This window comes from Mucilaginibacter tolerans (assembly GCF_030519375.1).
In the GTDB taxonomy this organism is placed as follows: domain Bacteria; phylum Bacteroidota; class Bacteroidia; order Sphingobacteriales; family Sphingobacteriaceae; genus Mucilaginibacter.
Genome location: NZ_JAUMKB010000002.1, coordinates 25,796 through 43,322 on the forward strand (window position 1 = coordinate 25,796; position 17,527 = coordinate 43,322).

A 17,527-nucleotide genomic window follows, 5' to 3' on the forward strand; every position below is an offset into this window, starting at 1 on the left:
GCATAGCATTTAGATTTTCAATATCATGATAAGAAACTACTTCAAAACCGCATTCAGGAACCTTTGGAGGAATAAAGGGTTTTCGCTGATCAACATTGTAGGCCTCAGTGTGGGGCTTGCTTGCTGTATGCTCATCTTCTTATATACTATGGATGAGGTGAGTTACGACAGGTTCAATGTTAATGCATCCAATATTTACCACTTAGCAGTTGATGATAAAAGCCCTGATGGCCAGGTGCATAAGTTTTCGAGTACCGGTGACATGCCGGGTCCTAACTTTAAAAGACAATTGCCCGAGATACTGGATTTTGTGCGGATACAGGGCGGTAGTTATACTATAAAGCGGGGTAACGAGGTGTTCGATCAGGATGCCTTGCACGTTGATAGTAATTTCTTTTCGGTTTTTACCTTTCCAATGGTGTACGGCAAACCACAACATGCCCTGGATGATCTCCATTCTATTGTACTCTCAGAAGAAGTGGCCGAAAAATATTTTGGCAAAGAAAACCCTGTGGGAAAAACGCTGGAACTGAAAGTAGATGATAAATTTCAGCCGTTCACAGTGACAGCTGTGACCAGGAAATCGCCGCAAAATTCATCGATCAAGATCAAAATGCTGTTGCCGAAGAAAGTAAATCACATTGATAATCAGTGGCTAAACTTCTTTCAGAACACTTTCTTCGTGATAAAGCCCGGCACTAATATCAAACAACTGGATGCCAAGATAAACAAGGTATTTCTTACCGATGCTGCAAGTGAGATTAAAGGAAATGCAGATAAATATGGGGATAAGAACAAGCGAACGTTCAGTCTGCAGCCCTTACTTGAAATGCATACCAGTACAGACTATCCGGCCGATAATGGTTTATCTGATCAAAGTAATCCAATGTATTCTTATATTCTCTCAGGTATTGCTTTGTTTATTTTGGCTATTGCTTGTATCAATTTCGTGAACCTTACTGTTGCCCGTTCACTCAAAAGAGCCAAAGAAATCGGCATCCGTAAGGTAATTGGCGGTCAGCGTAAGCAGCTCATCATGCAATTCCTTGGCGAGTCATTCATACTGAGCTTTATAGCTTTTGTGTTGTCCATTGTTTTGGTTCAACTGGCATTGCCTGTCTTCAATACCCTGGCCAATAAAGCATTGGCTTTCTCATATCTCCTCAGCTTTAAATTGGTAGCGGGCTATATTGGTATATTTCTGTTAACCGGTTTATTGGCTGGTTTTTACCCGGCGTTGGTTCTTTCAGGGTTCAATCCTGTACAAACATTGTACAATCGCACGCAATATGTTGGCAAGAATTATTTATCAAAAGGACTTGTGATATTGCAATTCACCCTAGCCACATTCCTAATTATATCCACCATTACCATTTATTCCCAGTTCAGTTACCTGATGAACTTCGATTTGGGCTACAACGATAAGAATGTTGTATCGATAACCGCTTGGGGGATAGATAAAACAAAATTGCCCTTATTCAAAAGCGAATTATTAAAAGACCCATCCATACTCCGTGTCACAGCAGACCAGGGCGGCCGCTGGGGAACCATGGCTCATATTAATGGCAACCAACAACAAATGTTCGACATGAAGCATGTTGACGAAGATTATTTGCCTTTGTTCAAGGTACCGATAGTGAAAGGACGCAATTTTTCTAAAGCTATGGTATCTGACAGCGCCAAGTCAATATTGGTGAATGAAGAGTTTGTGAAACAGGCAGGCTGGAAGAACCCGATAGGGCAGGTTGTTGATTTCTTTTATAACAAGCAGAAATACACGGTAGTAGGAATTGTGAAGAATTACCACTTTTTATCGCTTACTGAAAAGACTCCTGCGATATTGTATACCATGAAACCGGATTATCCATTCGGAAATATCTTTGTGAAAATCAGTGACAAAAATAAATCGGAATCATTAAACCATATTCAAAAGGAATTTAAAGCCCTGTTCCCATTCATCCCGTATCAGTATAAGTTTAAAGACGCCGAAGTTGCGGAACAATATGATAAAGAAGCAAAGTGGAAACAAATAGTAACGTTTGGAGCTGTGCTTACCATTTTCATATCATGTATTGGTTTGTTCGGCCTGGCGACTTTATCAGCCGAACGTCGCAGGAAAGAGATCGGTATCCGCAAAGTGTTGGGAGCCAGTGTCGAAGGAATTGTGAGAAAACTGTCAACCGATTTTGCAAAACTAGTGGCCATTGCCGCCATTATCGCAGTTCCCGCGGCGTGGTGGGCCATGCATAAGTGGCTGGAAAATTACCCATACCGGATTGATATTAACGCCTGGATATTCGTGCTTGCTGGTGCGGTGGTATTATTTATCGCCCTCGTTACTGTAAGTTATCAAGCCATAAGAGCGGCCATAGCTAACCCGGTAAATAGTTTGCGGACGGAGTAGTTTTTTGTCATTAGTTCATTAGAGTTTAGGATTTAGATCTTAGAATTTCAACATCATGATACGAAATTATCTTAAAACCGCGTGGCGGAATCTTTGGAAGAATAAGTTTTTTTCGCTGATCAATATACTGGGTTTATCATTGGGCATGGGGGCTTGCCTGCTGATATTGCAGTATGTGAATTTTGAGTTGAGCTATGATCAGTTTAACAAAAATGCACCAAATCTTTATCGCGTGGTGAATGACCGGTATCAGAATAATAAACTGATACAACATGGAACAATAACCTATTCGGCAGTTGGTAAAGCGTTGAAAACCGACTTTCCTGAAGTAGCGGATAATGCAAGAATACTGCCCTTTGGTCAACAGGTAATAATTTATAAAGATAAAAAAATACCTAAAGAGAGCGCCTTTTTTACCGACAACTCTTTTCTCTCGATGTTTTCGTTCCCTGTAAGCGCGGGCGACACAAAGAACGCACTGATGGAGCCGAATACGGTGGTAATATCTGAGACGACAGCACGTAAAATATTTGACGTGAAGGGGAATGACTTTAATCCTTATATCGGTCGGCTAATAAAGGTTACTAAAGATACTTTCTATTCAAAAATTACAGCAATCATTAAAGATGTTCCTGAAAATTCCTTGTTGAAGTTCGATATGCTTGTATCTTATCAGACTGTTATCCGCAGCTATGGTTATAAGCAGGCTGATTATGACTTTAAGGATTCTGATTTCTGGCACTATATCCTTTTAAAACCAGGTACGGATTATAATGCTTTCAACGCAAAACTGGGAGCCTTCAGTCAACGGCATTTTCAGGGTAATAAAGTATCCGGCAGTGTTGAGAAATTTTATCTTCAGCCTTTATTAAAAGCACATCTCTATTCCGATACCGAATATGAAATAGGAAATACAGGGAGTTCTAATGTAGTTTGGGGCTTGCTGATTATAGCTCTGTTTATTATCGGTATCGCCTGGGTAAATTACATTAACCTATCAACTGCCCGTTCGGCGGAAAGGGCGAAAGAAGTAGGGATACGGAAGGTAACGGGGGCTACACAAAGCCAGCTAATCAGGCAATTCTTAGCGGAATCATTTCTGGTCAATTTAATGGCATTGTGCATAGGATTGATAATGGTTTACATGGCTCAAGGCATTTTTAATGATTTAGTAAGGCATCAATTATCAATTGCCTACCTGTTTAAAAGAGGCCTGGGGGGATATGTTATTAGTATAGGACTGATCGTCACTGTATTAGTTGGGATTTTTATATCCGGCTTTTACCCTGCTTTTGTGCTATCGGCATTCAAACCAATTTTGGTTTTAAAGGGTAAATTCCGTAGCACAGGCAAAGGTGCTCTTTTACGTAAAATACTAGTAATAGGACAGTTTGCAATTACCGTTATTCTGATTACAGGTTCGTTTGTGGTTTATAAACAAATAAAGTATATGAACCAGCAAAAACTAGGCATGAATATCGATCAGGTAATGGTTATCAATGGGCCAATATTTGTGCCAACAGACACCAGTTTTGTTACAAGAGCAAACACTTTTATAGCTGAGCTGGATCAAATACCAGGCTTAAAAAATGCCGCTACTTCTTTTTGGGTCCCCGGAAATGAAATGGGAAGGAATTTTGATGTCAGGTCAGCCACCGGCGATCCGAATACTCATTACACTGTGCGTTTTGATGGTATAAGCCGCGATTATTTGAAAACATACGATATGCAATTACTTGCCGGCAGAAACTTTGTCTCTACCGACTATAACCCCAGCTTTGACAAATTACATAATGTGATATTAAATTATAATGCAATTAAAACGCTTGGTTTTGCCTCCCCGGAAGCTGCCATTGGGCGTTCAATTTTTAATGGCGGCAAACAGTGGGAAATAGTAGGTGTTGTTGCCGACTACCATCAGAAATCTCTGCACTATGCGATCGAACCTACAATATTGGAGCCCGTATTAAATATTGAAAATCAAATATCTGTAAAAATAACACCCCGGAATGTCGAACAGACTATAGCAGCAGTCAAAACAAAATACAGTAGTTTTTTTCCGGGGAATATTTTTGATTACCACTTCCTTGATGAGAGTTTTAATGAGCAATATAAAAATGATGAGTTATTTGGTAAAGCTTTCGGAATATTCGGTGGTTTTGCTATCCTGATCGCGTGTTTGGGTCTATTAGGGCTTTCGTTATTTGCTACGCTTCAACGCACTAAAGAAATTGGTGTACGCAAGGTTTTAGGTGCTTCTATTGCCAATATCGTATTTCTATTGTCGAAGGATTTTATCAAACTGGTAATTGTCGCCATTCTAATAGCAGTACCTATTGCATGGTATGTTCTGCACAAGTGGCTGCAGGATTTTGCCTATCACATCAATATCAGCTGGTGGATATTTGGCCTGGCTGGTGCCCTTGCAGTTGTTATCGCATTGGCTACAATCAGCTTTCAGTCTATAAAAGCGGCGGCCGCTAATCCGGTGAAGAGCTTGCGCTCTGAGTGATCAGTTAACCCGTGGAAGGTTAATTATTGATTTGAGTTAGAATTTCTGGTAATTTTTCTGATCTCATGCAACGTATCCATTTAAAAGTTAGTCTAATGGTTATAAAATAAATCGGAGATTATGAAAACTTATTTAACCTTATTAGTTGTCGCGCTGCAAAGTACAATGGTATTTGCTCAGGACGACAAGACTCCTTACATGACTAAATCACTGGCCAGCGACGGCATTAATAATGTGTCTGTAAATACATCTGCAGGCGGTATCGAAGTAAGCGGTGCAAGCGGTCAGCAGCCTCGTGTGGAGGTTTATGTGAGAGGCAACAATAACGAACACCTCAGCAAAGAAGAAATTAAGAAACGCCTGGATAATGATTACGATCTGAGCGTATCGGTTAGCGGTCACGAATTAACCGCTATTGCAAAAAGCAAGCACAACTTCTCAAACTGGAGACATCAGCTCAGCATTTCGTTCAAAATTTTTGTTCCTGAAAACTGCGCTACCGACCTGAAAACCAGTGGGGGAGGCATTAGCCTGGATCATTTAAAGGGAAATGAAACATTTACGACAAGCGGCGGTGGTTTGCATATCGATCATTTAACAGGAGTGATCCATGGCCGCACTTCAGGTGGTGGTATCGAAGTGTTTAACTCAAACGAAGAACTTGACCTGCAAACCAGCGGTGGTGGTATTGACGCAAAGAATTGCAGTGGCAATATCAGATTGAATACTTCAGGCGGTGGTATACGTCTTGATAATTTAAAGGGGCAGATTACTGCCCATACCAGTGGCGGCGGTGTTGATGGTGATAATATCGAAGGTGAGCTGATTACCAGCACATCAGGCGGCGGTATTTCTTTAAAGAGACTGAATGGCAGTGTTGATGCTTCAACCAGCGCTGGTAGCTTATATGCACAGTTACTACACGTAGGTAAATATGCAAAGTTAAGATCAAGTGCAGGTAATGTGGATATTGAATTGCCTACAAAACAAGGCCTTGATCTTGATCTTCGTGGAGATCATGTTAATCAACATCATTTTGAAGGATTTCACGGCGAGTGGAATGATGATCATGTGAGGGGTTCTGTAAACGGCGGTGGCGCCGGAGTAAGCGCCAGCGCCAGCAGCGGAAGCGTGAATGTTAAATTCAACTAATCAATCAACTTAATCAAACTATAAACAATACAACAATGAAAACCCGTATCATACTATTTTTTCTTGCCTGCCAAAGTGTTGTAGCATTATCACAGGAGAAAAAGACCCCGTACCTCACCAAATCGCTTTCAGGCGATGCAATAAAACACGTTTCCGTAACTACTTCAGGTGGTAGTATTACTGTAAGCGGTTCTCCGGATGAAAAACCACGTATCGAAGTTTATGTCACTGCAAATAATGGGTTCACCCCGTCAAATGAAGAGATCAAAAAACGTCTGGATGAAGATTATGACCTGAATATTTCTGTAAACGGCGACGAGTTGCGTGCTTCAGCAAAAAATAAACATGAGCATGATTGGGACTGGAGAAAATCACTGAGTATTGCATTTAAAGTATATGTTTCAAAAAATGTATCTACCAATCTGGAAACCAGCGGCGGAAGCATTCATTTGGATAACCTGAGCGGTGACGAAAAATTTGGCACCAGTGGTGGTAGCTTGCACGTCGAGCGCTTAACCGGTAACATCCACGGCCGTACTTCAGGCGGCAGCATTACTGTTTCCAATTCAAGTGATAATATCGATTTACAAACCAGCGGGGGCAGTGTACACGCCGATAACTGCAAAGGAACCATCAAACTCGAAACATCAGGCGGTTCATTACACTTGAGTGATCTGGATGGTAAAATTGATGCTACTACAAGTGGAGGCAGCATTCAAGCTAATAATATAAAGGGCGATTTGCGTACCGGTACCTCAGGTGGCAGTGTTAACTTAAGTGGGTTGGCTTGCAGCCTTGATACCTATACATCGGGTGGCAGTATTAATGCTGAATTAAGCCAGCTTGGCAAATTTGTTAAAATCGACGCAAGCAGTGGTCATGTTAACCTGCGTTTGCCAAAATCAGGAATGAACCTGAATGTTCACGGTAACCGCGTAACAGCTGATTTTTCAGGGAATTTTGACGGCACAAAAGATAAAGACAGAATAGAAGGTAAGCTGAATGGCGGCGGTGTGCCTATTGATGTTAACGGCGGCGGCCGTGTTACATTGACGATGAATTGATATCGGTTGGCTGATTTTAGTCATAGGTAGAAGGCCCCGAGTCGGTATTTTAATATATTTTGACCCAGGGCTTTTTTTTGAATATGTTCAAAACCGAACATAAAGTGTTCTATATACGAATAGTTTCGTACATGGGGCACTTTCGTAATTAATTGATAGTTAGCAATTTGAAAATTTGGCACACAATTGAATGCCAAAATCAAAAAAGAACGTCATGATCAGGAATTATATCAAAACCGCCTGGAGAAACCTCGCAAAGAATAAGGTATTCTCCTTTATCAATGTATTTGGGTTAGCAGTAGGGCTGGCATGCTGTATGTTTATTGCAGCTTACCTGTATACGGAACTAACCTATGATACCTATTCCGTCAACTCAGAACAGCTTTACCGAGTTGGGATAACAACCCTGGGCAATGGAAGTGTTACCGACTTCCCGATGGTAGATGTTGCAGTAGGGCCAGGAATGAAACGAACCTATCCGCAGGTATTAGATGTTACACGCCTTACAAACAGGGGGCCTGCATTTGTTACTTACAATAACAGACAATTTAAGGAAGAAAAGATGGTGCTGGTTGATTCAAACTTTCTGCGGTTGTTTTCTATCCCCTTAATACAGGGTGATGAAAAAACTGCCTTAACCGAGCCCAAAAGTATAGTTATTACTAATGCTTTTGCAACGAAATACTTTGGAGCAGAAGCGCCTGTAGGCAAAATGTTAAAGGTTGGTAATGATTTAGTGAAAGTTACCGGCGTAATCGACAAGGTTCCTGATAATTCTCATTTCCATTATGACGCATTCATTAGTAGTAAAACATTTCCCGACCCTCAGCAGACATGGAGTAATGTAGGCTATTATACTTATTTGTTGCTGGATAAAAATGCTGATCCTAAAAAGTTAGAATCACAATTTCCTCAGTTGGTGGCAAAGTACGTAGTTCCGGAGATACAGCACGATATGGGTGTTAGCCTGGCGGAGGCTCAAAAGGCAGTAAATACCTTTAAGTTTTACCTGCTGCCCATTACAGACATTCACCTGCATTCGTCTACCAAATTTGATATGGAACCTAACGGTGATATGAGCTATGTATACATTTTTGGGGCCTTAGCTGTATTTATCCTGTTATTGGCTTGCATCAATTTTACCAACTTATCAACAGCAAGCTCATCCAAACGCTCAAAAGAGGTGGGTATACGTAAAGTAATGGGTTCGCTGAAAGAGTGGCTGGTAACCCAGTTCCTTGTTGAGTCAATAATGCTTACGCTTTTGGCAATGATACTGGCATTGGGAATAGTTTGGGTATTGCTGCCATACTTTAATGATTTGGCCGGAAAGCATATCTCGATCTGGTTTTTCCTTAGCTTTAAATCTTTAGCTATTGGGGTCTGTTTAACCTTGCTCGTGGGTATACTGGCTGGCTTATATCCGGCATTTTTTCTGTCATCATTCCAAATCATCAGTGTTTTAAAAGGAACCACAGGCAACGAACCTGCTAAAAAGAATTTTATTCAAAGCGGTTTAGTAGTATTTCAGTTCACCATTTCAACCGCTCTGATCATTGCCACATTTATTGTATACCAACAATTGCATTATATGCAGAATAAAAAGTTGGGCTATGATAAAGATCAGCTATTGGTTCTTAATGACACTTACCTGTTGGGTAATAATGAATATGCCTTCAAAGATCAGCTAATGCGCGACAGCAGGGTAGTAAATGCTACCGTTGCGACCGATATTCCAGGAAACGGACATATGAGCGGCACGGAAATATATCCTCAGGAAAAAGCCGCCAACGAAACCAAGAATGAGATCCATTGCAATATTTACCGCATTGATGGCAGTTACTTGTCGACCTTTGGCATTAAACTGGCAAGTGGACGAGGAGTGTCGCCTGATTTTCCGGCGGATTCTTCAGCGGTGGTAATCAATGAAGCGGCGGTTAATGAATTAGGGTGGAGTAAAACCGATCCGATAGGTAAAACAATTGTGCGTTCGGGAAGGAGGGCCTTTACTGTTGTAGGTGTAGTAAAGGATTTTAACTATACCTCGGCCAGGCAAAAAGTAGCTCCGTTGATGTTGCTAGCCACGCATAGGCATGGTTCAACCATTCTGAAAATAAAAGCACCAGAGGTAAATGGTTTGATTGACGATATCAAAAAACAATGGGGCGAGTATAAAGCAAGCGGACCTTTTAGCTATTATTTCGTTGATGAGCAATTTGCGTCCCTGTATTCTGCGGAACAACGTACCGGTCATATATTCACCTCATTTGCAGTGATTGCAGTGATTATTGCAAGTCTTGGATTATTTGGCTTGGCTGCCTTCATGATCAAATTGCGTGTAAAAGAAATTGGCATACGTAAGGTGTTGGGCGCGTCGTCCAGTAATATTACGGCGATGCTTTCGACCGAATTTTTGAAATTGGTGCTGATTGCTATCATCATTTCATTCCCAATCACCTGGTTTGCAATGAATAAATGGTTGCAGGATTTTGCCTACCGTATAGATATTCAATGGTGGGTGTTTATACTGGCCGGATGCATTGCGCTATTGATCGCTTTAATCACGATAAGTTTTCAATCAGTTAAAGCGGCTCTGGCCAATCCTGTCAAAAGCTTGAAAAGTGAGTGATTTTTTGTCATTGGTCATTAGAATTTAGGGTTTAGAGCCTTTCAAACAGAGTTTAGGATTTAGATTTTAGAATTTATCAAAATCCCGTAACGTTTTTCTTTTCCGTGATGTCTTATAATTAATTGAAACCGGTTCATTAATTTTTAAGATTATGATAAAGAACTACCTGAGAAGCGCGTGGCGCAATATTGCGAGGCACAAGTTTATCTCGTTTATTAATATTTCCGGATTAACCATCGGCATCACATGCTGTTTGTTGATACTTATTTATATTTTGAATGAGTTGAGTTATGACCGATATAATGAAAATTCCGATCGTACATATCGCGTTACCCGTATTTTTTACTCAAGAGATGGTTCTGAGAATTTGCACCTAAGTGCTGTGGCACCGCCATTTGGTCCGTTGCTTAAGGTGGCCTTCCCTGACATCGAAAAGGTGACCAGGGTATTACCTAATGGCACCACGGTATTCAGATATAAGGATAAATTGTTTAATGAAAAAAATGGCTTTTTTGCTGATGAAAACTTCTTTAACGTTTTCAGCGTCAATGTAACAGAAGGGGACAAGAAGACCGCATTAGATGATCCTTATAGCGTAATGATAACTCCCGAAATTGCCAGAAAATATTTTGGCAATGAAGATCCTATCAACAAGACTGTTATTTTGGATAACACCAAACATGAGTTTAAGGTTACCGGTGTTTTTGAGCCGTTGCCATCAAATTCGCACATGCATCCAAATATGTTGCTCTCTTTCAATACTTTGAAAGATTCGATTATTTATGGTGAAAAGCAACTGGAAACCAACTATGGGAATAATTCATTTTATACCTACCTGCTTTTACCAAAGAATTACAATGCTAAAATGATCAGTGGGCAACTAAATAACTTTTTGGATAAATATGTCCACATGCCCGGAACGCCCCCCAATATCAAAACCTCTCAGACTACAAAGCTTACCATGGAAAAGCTTACTGATATACATCTGATGTCGCATTTGGATGACGAGATAGAACCAGCGGGAAGTATGACTAGAGTGTACATTTTCTCTATTATAGCGTTGTTTATTCTGTTGATTGCTTGCATCAACTATATGAATCTTTCCACCGCCCGTTCGGCATTACGCGCTAAAGAAATTGGCGTGCGTAAGGTGATTGGTGCTCAGCGAAAAGAAATTATCAGGCAGTTTCTCGGCGAATCGATCCTTGTTACCTGGGTAGCGCTAATCCTGGCTACCGTATTCTCCTGGTTGCTGGTGCCGTATATCAATCAATTAGCACATTTAAATCTTACTTTTAGTAGTTTATTCAGGTGGAATATTTTAATAGGTATTCTATGTCTGCCGTTCTTTATAGGTTTGCTCAGCGGTTTGTATCCTGCTGTTTTTATGTCTTCATTCAAGCCGGTGTACGTACTGAAAGGTGTATTGAAGGTAGGTTCGGGAAATATTTCTTTCAGAAAGGTGCTGGTTGTGGTACAATTCTCGGTTTCTATCGTTTTGATTGTGGCAACCACAGTGGTATTTCAACAATTAAGTTATATAGAGAATAAATCGCTAGGCTTTAATAAAGATCACATACTTGTTACTGGCTATACGGGCACGTTGACCAAACAGTTTGAATCGTTCAAACAAGAATTGCTTAAAAACCCTGCAATTCTAGCGGTGGGGCGCTCATCGCGTATACCTTCCGGACGTTTGCTGGACGATCAGGGGGCTCAAGTAATTGAAGGAGGAAAGAGCGTACCTACCAATATTGAGTTAAAATATATTACTACCGATTTTGGCTTCATGGACACTTACGGCATGAGAATGGCAGCGGGTAGGAATTTCTCGAAAGAATATTTGACTGACACCGCCAACTACGTCATTAATGAAACTGCCGTACAGCAATTGGGTTGGAAAACTGCTCAAAATGCCATCGGAAAAGATTTAACCTATGGTAATACCAAAGGAAAAGTGATCGGGGTGGTTCATGACTTTCATTTCGAGTCATTGCATCAGCCAATCATTCCAATGCTGTTTTTCCTGCCAGCACCATCGAGCGGTTATTATAATAGCATATCTATAAAATTGAATGGGAATAACGTTCAATCTGCTATCAATACCATCAAAGAAACATGGCACCAATATGTACCGAATGTACCTTTCGATTATACTTTTTTAGATGACCGTTTCCAGAAATTATACGATGCTGAACAGCAGGAAAGTAAACTGTTTACCATATTCTCCTGTCTGGCAATTTTCATTGCTTGTTTGGGGTTATTTGGTTTATCTGCATTTACTATATCACAGCGTATCAAGGAAATTGGAGTCCGCAAAGTATTAGGCGCCAGTGTATCTCAAATTGTGGTAGAGTTATCCAGGAGTTTCATGAAACTGGTGATAATATCCGCTATAGTTGCCTTACCTGTCTCTTGGCTCCTTATGCATAAATGGTTACTGGATTTTGCATCGAGAATTGAATTAAGCTGGTGGGTGTTCCTCGGAGCTGGAATTACAGCGTTTATCATTGCATTCGCTACAATAGGCATGCAAACTGTTAAGGCCGCTAATGTAAATCCGGTGAAGAGTTTGCGATCGGAGTGATCGGTTAACCAGTTACCGGTTAACCAGTTGGACGGTATGAGTAGTCCTGATCGCTGGTTAACTAGTCACCGATTAACTGAAAAGCACTGTATCATAACCGTACACATGTTGTCCGCATGCGTACATTGGGTAGATGGTGTTTTATTTTAATATATTAATAATCAATTGCTTGTCTTATTGGTATAAGTTTTTGTGCTGATTATGCCTAACCGGTATAGTCATGATTAAAAACTACTTTAAAATAGCTCTCCGTAATTTTAAACGGCATAAGTTATTTACGTTTATTAATATTATTGGATTATCTATCGGCATTAGTGCCGCTTTGACGATTTATCTGATCGTCAATTATGATTTTACATTCGATCAATTCCACAAAGACAGTGACCGGATTTACAGGATTGTCACAAACTATACATTTTCTGGCGAAATCGGTTATAACGGTGGTGTTTGCGGTCCGCTTGCTGAAGCTGTAAAAAATGATGTGACAGGTTTAGAGAGCTCGGCGCCGTTTTTTACGCTATATCAGTTCAATACAATCATCCCTAACGCAACAAAGAACCCCGCTAAATTCAAAAATCAGGAGTGCGTTATACTTGCCGATCAACGCTATTTTAATATGTTCCAATATAAATGGTTGGTTGGATCAGTAAAAACCTCTTTAAATGCTCCATATCAGGTGGTATTAACCTCGGACCAGGCAAAAAAATATTTTCCATCATTATCATATGATCAAATGCTGGGAAAGCAGATCGTATACGAGGATACCCTAAAGACTACTGTCACCGGTATTGTGCAGTCTATAAAGGAAAATACTGACTTTAAATTCCAGGACTTTATATCATTCATCACTATATATAGTGCCCGTTCCTTAAAAGACCAGGTGCAGCCAACAGAGTGGGGTAGTACGACATCAGCTTCGCAGCTCTTCGTAAAGCTAATGCCCAAAACCAACCCATCTGGTATAGAGAAGCAAATAAATGCAATACTTAAGAAAAATAATCCTCCAAAACCTGAAAACCGGGGGAGCACTACAGAGTTTAAACTGCAGCCTTTTAATGATCTGCATTTTAACGAGAAGTATGGCAATTTCGATATTGGTAATGTTGCCAATAAAACCACTTTATATGGTTTATTGGCTATAGCCGCTTTCCTGCTAATACTGGCGTGTATTAATTTCATCAATCTGACAACCGCACAGGCTTCCCAAAGAGCCAAAGAGATTGGCATACGCAAAACTATGGGTAGTAGCCGTTCGCAAATTATAGTGCAATATTTGAGTGAAACATTTTTAATTACACTGCTGGCGGTGGTTATTTCGATTGCGCTGTTGCCTGTAATATTGAAACTTTTCGCCGAGTTTATTTCAAAAGATATAAAAATGGATATAACAAGTCATCCCGGACTTGTTTTATTTATTATATTACTTACTGTTGTTGTTAGTTTAGTCTCCGGTTTTTACCCGGCACTAGTACTATCCAATTACAAACCAGTACTGGTTCTTAAGAACCAGGCTTATACAGGCACTAATAAAACACGCAACGCATGGTTGCGAAAATCGCTCACTGTTACCCAATTTATTATTGCTCAATTTTTTATCATGGCAACAATTTTGGTCAGCAAGCAGATCTATTACGCTCTGCACAAGGATCTTGGATTTAAAAAGGATGCTATTGTGTTTATCACCACTCCATTCAAAGGTAACTCGGATGTGAAAAAGCAATATTTTGCAGATAAGATGCGAACATTATCACAAGTAGAACTGGTGAGCGTAGGCGAAGCACCTCCATCTTCAGGAAATACGCGGTCCACTGAAGTCACCTACAAAGATGGTAAAAAGGAAATAAAAACAGACCTGCAATTAAAAATGGGTGATGAGAATTACATTCAAGTTTACCAAATAAAATTATTGGCCGGGCGTAATCTTCGTGTTGGTGATACCACTAAGCAAATGGTCATCAACAACACTTATGCAAAAATATTGGGCTTTAAGAGCCCTCAGCAAGCCATAGGAAAATTTATAGAATGGGATAAAAAGCAGGCGGAGATAATTGGTGTCGCAGGAGATTTTTATCAAAAATCTCTTCATTCGCCTATTAAACCTTTAGCTATAATATATCATCCCAATACCTACAATAACAATGTCATGCACATATCCCTGAAGCCACAAACAGCAAATGGGAACGAATGGAAAACGACCATCACAACTATAGAAAAAATATGGAAAGGCATATATCCCGATAACGATTTCACTTATAGCTTTTACGACGAAAGCATCGCTAAATTTTATGAAAGCGAGCAGCATACTTCCAAATTACTTACTTGGGCAACAGGGCTTTCTATATTGATTAGCTGCCTGGGATTATTAGGGTTAGCGATGTTCACTACCAACCTGCGTGTAAAAGAAATTGGCGTGCGGAAAGTATTAGGCGCCACTGTAACTCAAATTGTGACCCTTTTATCCACTGAATTGGTACTGTTAGTTATCCTGGCATTTATAATTGTAACTCCACTGGCATGGCTGGCCATGAATAAATGGATGCAAAATTTTGCCGATAAAACAACTATCAGCTGGTGGATTTTTGCCCTGAGTGGGGTAGGTATGCTCCTGACAGCTTTCCTGACACTGAGCTTTCAGACTATTAAGGCCGCTGTAGCTAACCCAGTAAAGAGTTTGAGAAGCGAGTAATCAGTGATCAGTTAACCGGTTATCAGTTAATCAGAGACCGGCTACGAGAGTACCAATGACTAATGAACAAATGAACTAAAGAAATGATCAAAAATTATTTTAAAACCGCCTTCAGAAATCTATGGAAGAACAAAGCTTCTTCCTTCATTAATATTTTCGGCCTTACAATTGGTTTGTGCAGCTGCCTTCTAATCGGGCTTTATATTCAACATGAGTTGAGCTACGATAAGTTCCAAACAAACGGTGACCGCATTGCCCGCGTGATTATGGCTTACAAATTCGACGGTGGCACCGAGATGAAGAAAGGTAATTTTACGAGCGCGCGTGTTGCACCAAGGTTTAAGCAGACTTTCCCTGAAATAGAATCAGCTGTACGTATGGTGCGGTATAGCAGGGTAGTGCAGTACAAGGATAAGCTGATCAATGAGAATAGTTTCATGTATGCTGATCCTGAATTTTTTAACCTGTTCTCATTTAAGCTTCTTCGCGGCGAGCCTTCAAATGTATTGAAAGCACCAAACCAGGTGGTTCTGACTGAATCGACCGCTAAAAGATATTTTTCGGATGAAGATCCAATAGGAAAAGTATTAAAGGTAGGCACAGATACTGCACTTTACCAGGTAACTGGTGTGATACAGGATTGTCCGTCGAATTCGCAGATAAAATTTGATTTTCTGTCCTCCTGGTCGTCGCTTGGCTTGGCTGATGAAGAAAAAAGCTACTGGGATGCGAATTACACCACTTACCTTTTGCTGAAGGATAAAGAATCTATAGCGACGCTTCAATCCAAGATAACTCCGTTTATGAAAAAGGAAATGGCGGGACAAGGAGCGACCGTAGATTATGAACTGGAGCCTTTCAATAAGATTCACCTTTATTCGCCTTATGAGGGTTTTGAGCCTAATAATAGTATCACTTATATCTACATTCTTGAGGCTGTTGCATTGCTGATGTTAGCTATCGCTTCTTTTACCTATGTGAACCTGAATACCGCACGGTCAATGGAACGTGCCAGGGAAGTAGGGGTGCGTAAGGTAATAGGGGCGGGTAACAGGCAGCTTTTCTGGCAATTTATTGGTGAATCTGTTTTGCTTTGTACTATTTCGACTATCCTAAGTGTTTTGGCGGCAGCCTTATTGTTGCCGGTCTTCAACCAACTTTCAGATAAGCAGTTAACCATCGCGGCGATCTTCTCAATTCCATTTACAGCGGGTGCCTTACTGTTAATCATATTGGTGAGTTTCCTGGCGGGTACCTATCCGGCTTTGATCTTATCGAATTTCCAACCGGTGAGAGTGCTCAAAGGTTCATTTAAAAATACAAACTCCGGTCGATGGGTACGCAAATCATTGATTGTTTTCCAGTTTTCTATATCGGTTGTATTGATCATTTCAACCTTTATCATGCAGAAACAGCTCAACTATATTCAGAACAGGAATTTGGGTTATAACCGCGAGCAAGTGCTGGTATTGCCTATGGATAATAAGATGCAGGCTAAGGTTGACCTTATCAAACAGGAGTTTAAGTCGAATGCAAACGTTATCAGTATCAGCCGCTGCACAAATCCCCCTACAAATATTGTGAGTGGATATAATATGCGTTCTGCTACAATGCCCGAAACGCAGCAGATTGCCGTTACAGCCAATGTTGTAGATGAGGATTTTGTGAATACAATTGGGTTGCAAATATTAACAGGCTCAAATTTAACTCAGCAAGACATTAAAGATGCCTCATACGACGACTACAAGAAAAACAGTTTTCATTTCATCTTAAATGAATCTGCCGCCCGTCAATTAGGGTGGACGCCCGAACAGGCCATCGGAAAAAAGATGTTTATGGATGATACCCGCCCCGGCTATGTTAAAGCAGTTGTAAAGGATTTCAATTTCGAATCGATGCATAATCCAATCAAGCCGCTGGTGTTATTTCCTGAGGAAAGAGGCCGGATACTGTTATTAAAATTAAAAGGTAACAATCTGCAACAAACCATCTCGTTCCTGGAATCGAAGTGGAAGCAATTGGTGCCTTATCGCCCCTTCGAATATCATTTCCTGGATGAAGACTTTAACAGTCTATATAGTTCTGAAATGCGGTTGGGCAAAGTGCTTACGGTTTTTGCGTCAGTCGCTATTGCTTTAGCATGTTTGGGCTTGCTTGGTTTATCTGCCTACGCAGCTAAACAGCGGGTTAAAGAAATTGGTATACGCAAGGTTTTGGGCGCAAGCGTTAGCAATATTACCGCATTATTATCTGTAGATTTTGTAAAGCTTGTTTTCATTGCTATTATTATTTCGGTACCTGTAGCGTGGTGGATGATGAACAAATGGCTGCTAAGTTTCGCTTACAAAACAGATATGAACTGGTGGATATTTGTGGTTGCCGGCATTTGTGCTGTCGCTATTGCATTAATAACGATCAGCTTCCAGTCCATCAAGTCAGCATTGGCTAATCCTGTGAAGAGTTTGCGGAGCGAGTGATCAGCTAATCAAAGAC

At 40.5% G+C, this 17,527-nt stretch carries 8 protein-coding genes; all 8 read left to right on the forward strand.

Annotated features, from left to right (window positions below; genetic code table 11):
- The first annotated feature begins 25 nt into the window (after nucleotides 1-25).
- The 8 genes from Q3A68_RS02755 to Q3A68_RS02790 all read left to right on the forward strand — a co-directional run bounded on the left by Q3A68_RS02755 (nucleotide 26) and on the right by Q3A68_RS02790 (nucleotide 17,511).
- Nucleotides 26-2,404, forward strand: a complete 2,379-nt coding sequence (locus Q3A68_RS02755; RefSeq protein ID WP_302899491.1) for an ABC transporter permease — start codon at nucleotides 26-28, stop codon at nucleotides 2,402-2,404.
- Nucleotides 2,405-2,459: 55 nt separating this feature from the next.
- A complete protein-coding gene (locus tag Q3A68_RS02760) occupies nucleotides 2,460-4,916 on the forward strand; it encodes an ABC transporter permease (RefSeq protein ID WP_302899492.1) in 2,457 nt (818 codons plus the stop codon).
- Nucleotides 4,917-5,036: 120 nt separating this feature from the next.
- Complete coding sequence (locus tag Q3A68_RS02765; protein WP_302899493.1) at nucleotides 5,037-6,068, forward strand: DUF4097 family beta strand repeat-containing protein; 1,032 nt, start codon at nucleotides 5,037-5,039, stop codon at nucleotides 6,066-6,068.
- Nucleotides 6,069-6,103: 35 nt separating this feature from the next.
- Nucleotides 6,104-7,132 carry a DUF4097 family beta strand repeat-containing protein gene (locus Q3A68_RS02770; protein WP_302899495.1) on the forward strand — a complete coding sequence of 343 codons (1,029 nt, stop codon included), beginning with the start codon at nucleotides 6,104-6,106 and terminating at the stop codon, nucleotides 7,130-7,132.
- 214 nt (nucleotides 7,133-7,346) lie between these two features.
- Nucleotides 7,347-9,761, forward strand: a complete 2,415-nt coding sequence (locus Q3A68_RS02775) for an ABC transporter permease (RefSeq protein WP_302899496.1) — start codon at nucleotides 7,347-7,349, stop codon at nucleotides 9,759-9,761.
- Nucleotides 9,762-9,912: 151 nt separating this feature from the next.
- Nucleotides 9,913-12,348, forward strand: a complete 2,436-nt coding sequence (locus Q3A68_RS02780) for an ABC transporter permease (RefSeq protein WP_302899497.1) — start codon at nucleotides 9,913-9,915, stop codon at nucleotides 12,346-12,348.
- 220 nt (nucleotides 12,349-12,568) lie between these two features.
- On the forward strand, nucleotides 12,569-15,034 hold the full coding sequence (locus tag Q3A68_RS02785; RefSeq protein WP_302899499.1) for an ABC transporter permease: 2,466 nt from the start codon (nucleotides 12,569-12,571) through the stop codon (nucleotides 15,032-15,034).
- An 83-nt stretch (nucleotides 15,035-15,117) separates the two neighbouring features.
- The gene (locus Q3A68_RS02790; protein WP_302899501.1) at nucleotides 15,118-17,511 is read left to right on the forward strand and encodes an ABC transporter permease; all 2,394 of its coding nucleotides are present in this window, start codon (nucleotides 15,118-15,120) and stop codon (nucleotides 17,509-17,511) included.
- The last annotated feature ends 16 nt before the right edge of the window (nucleotides 17,512-17,527 follow it).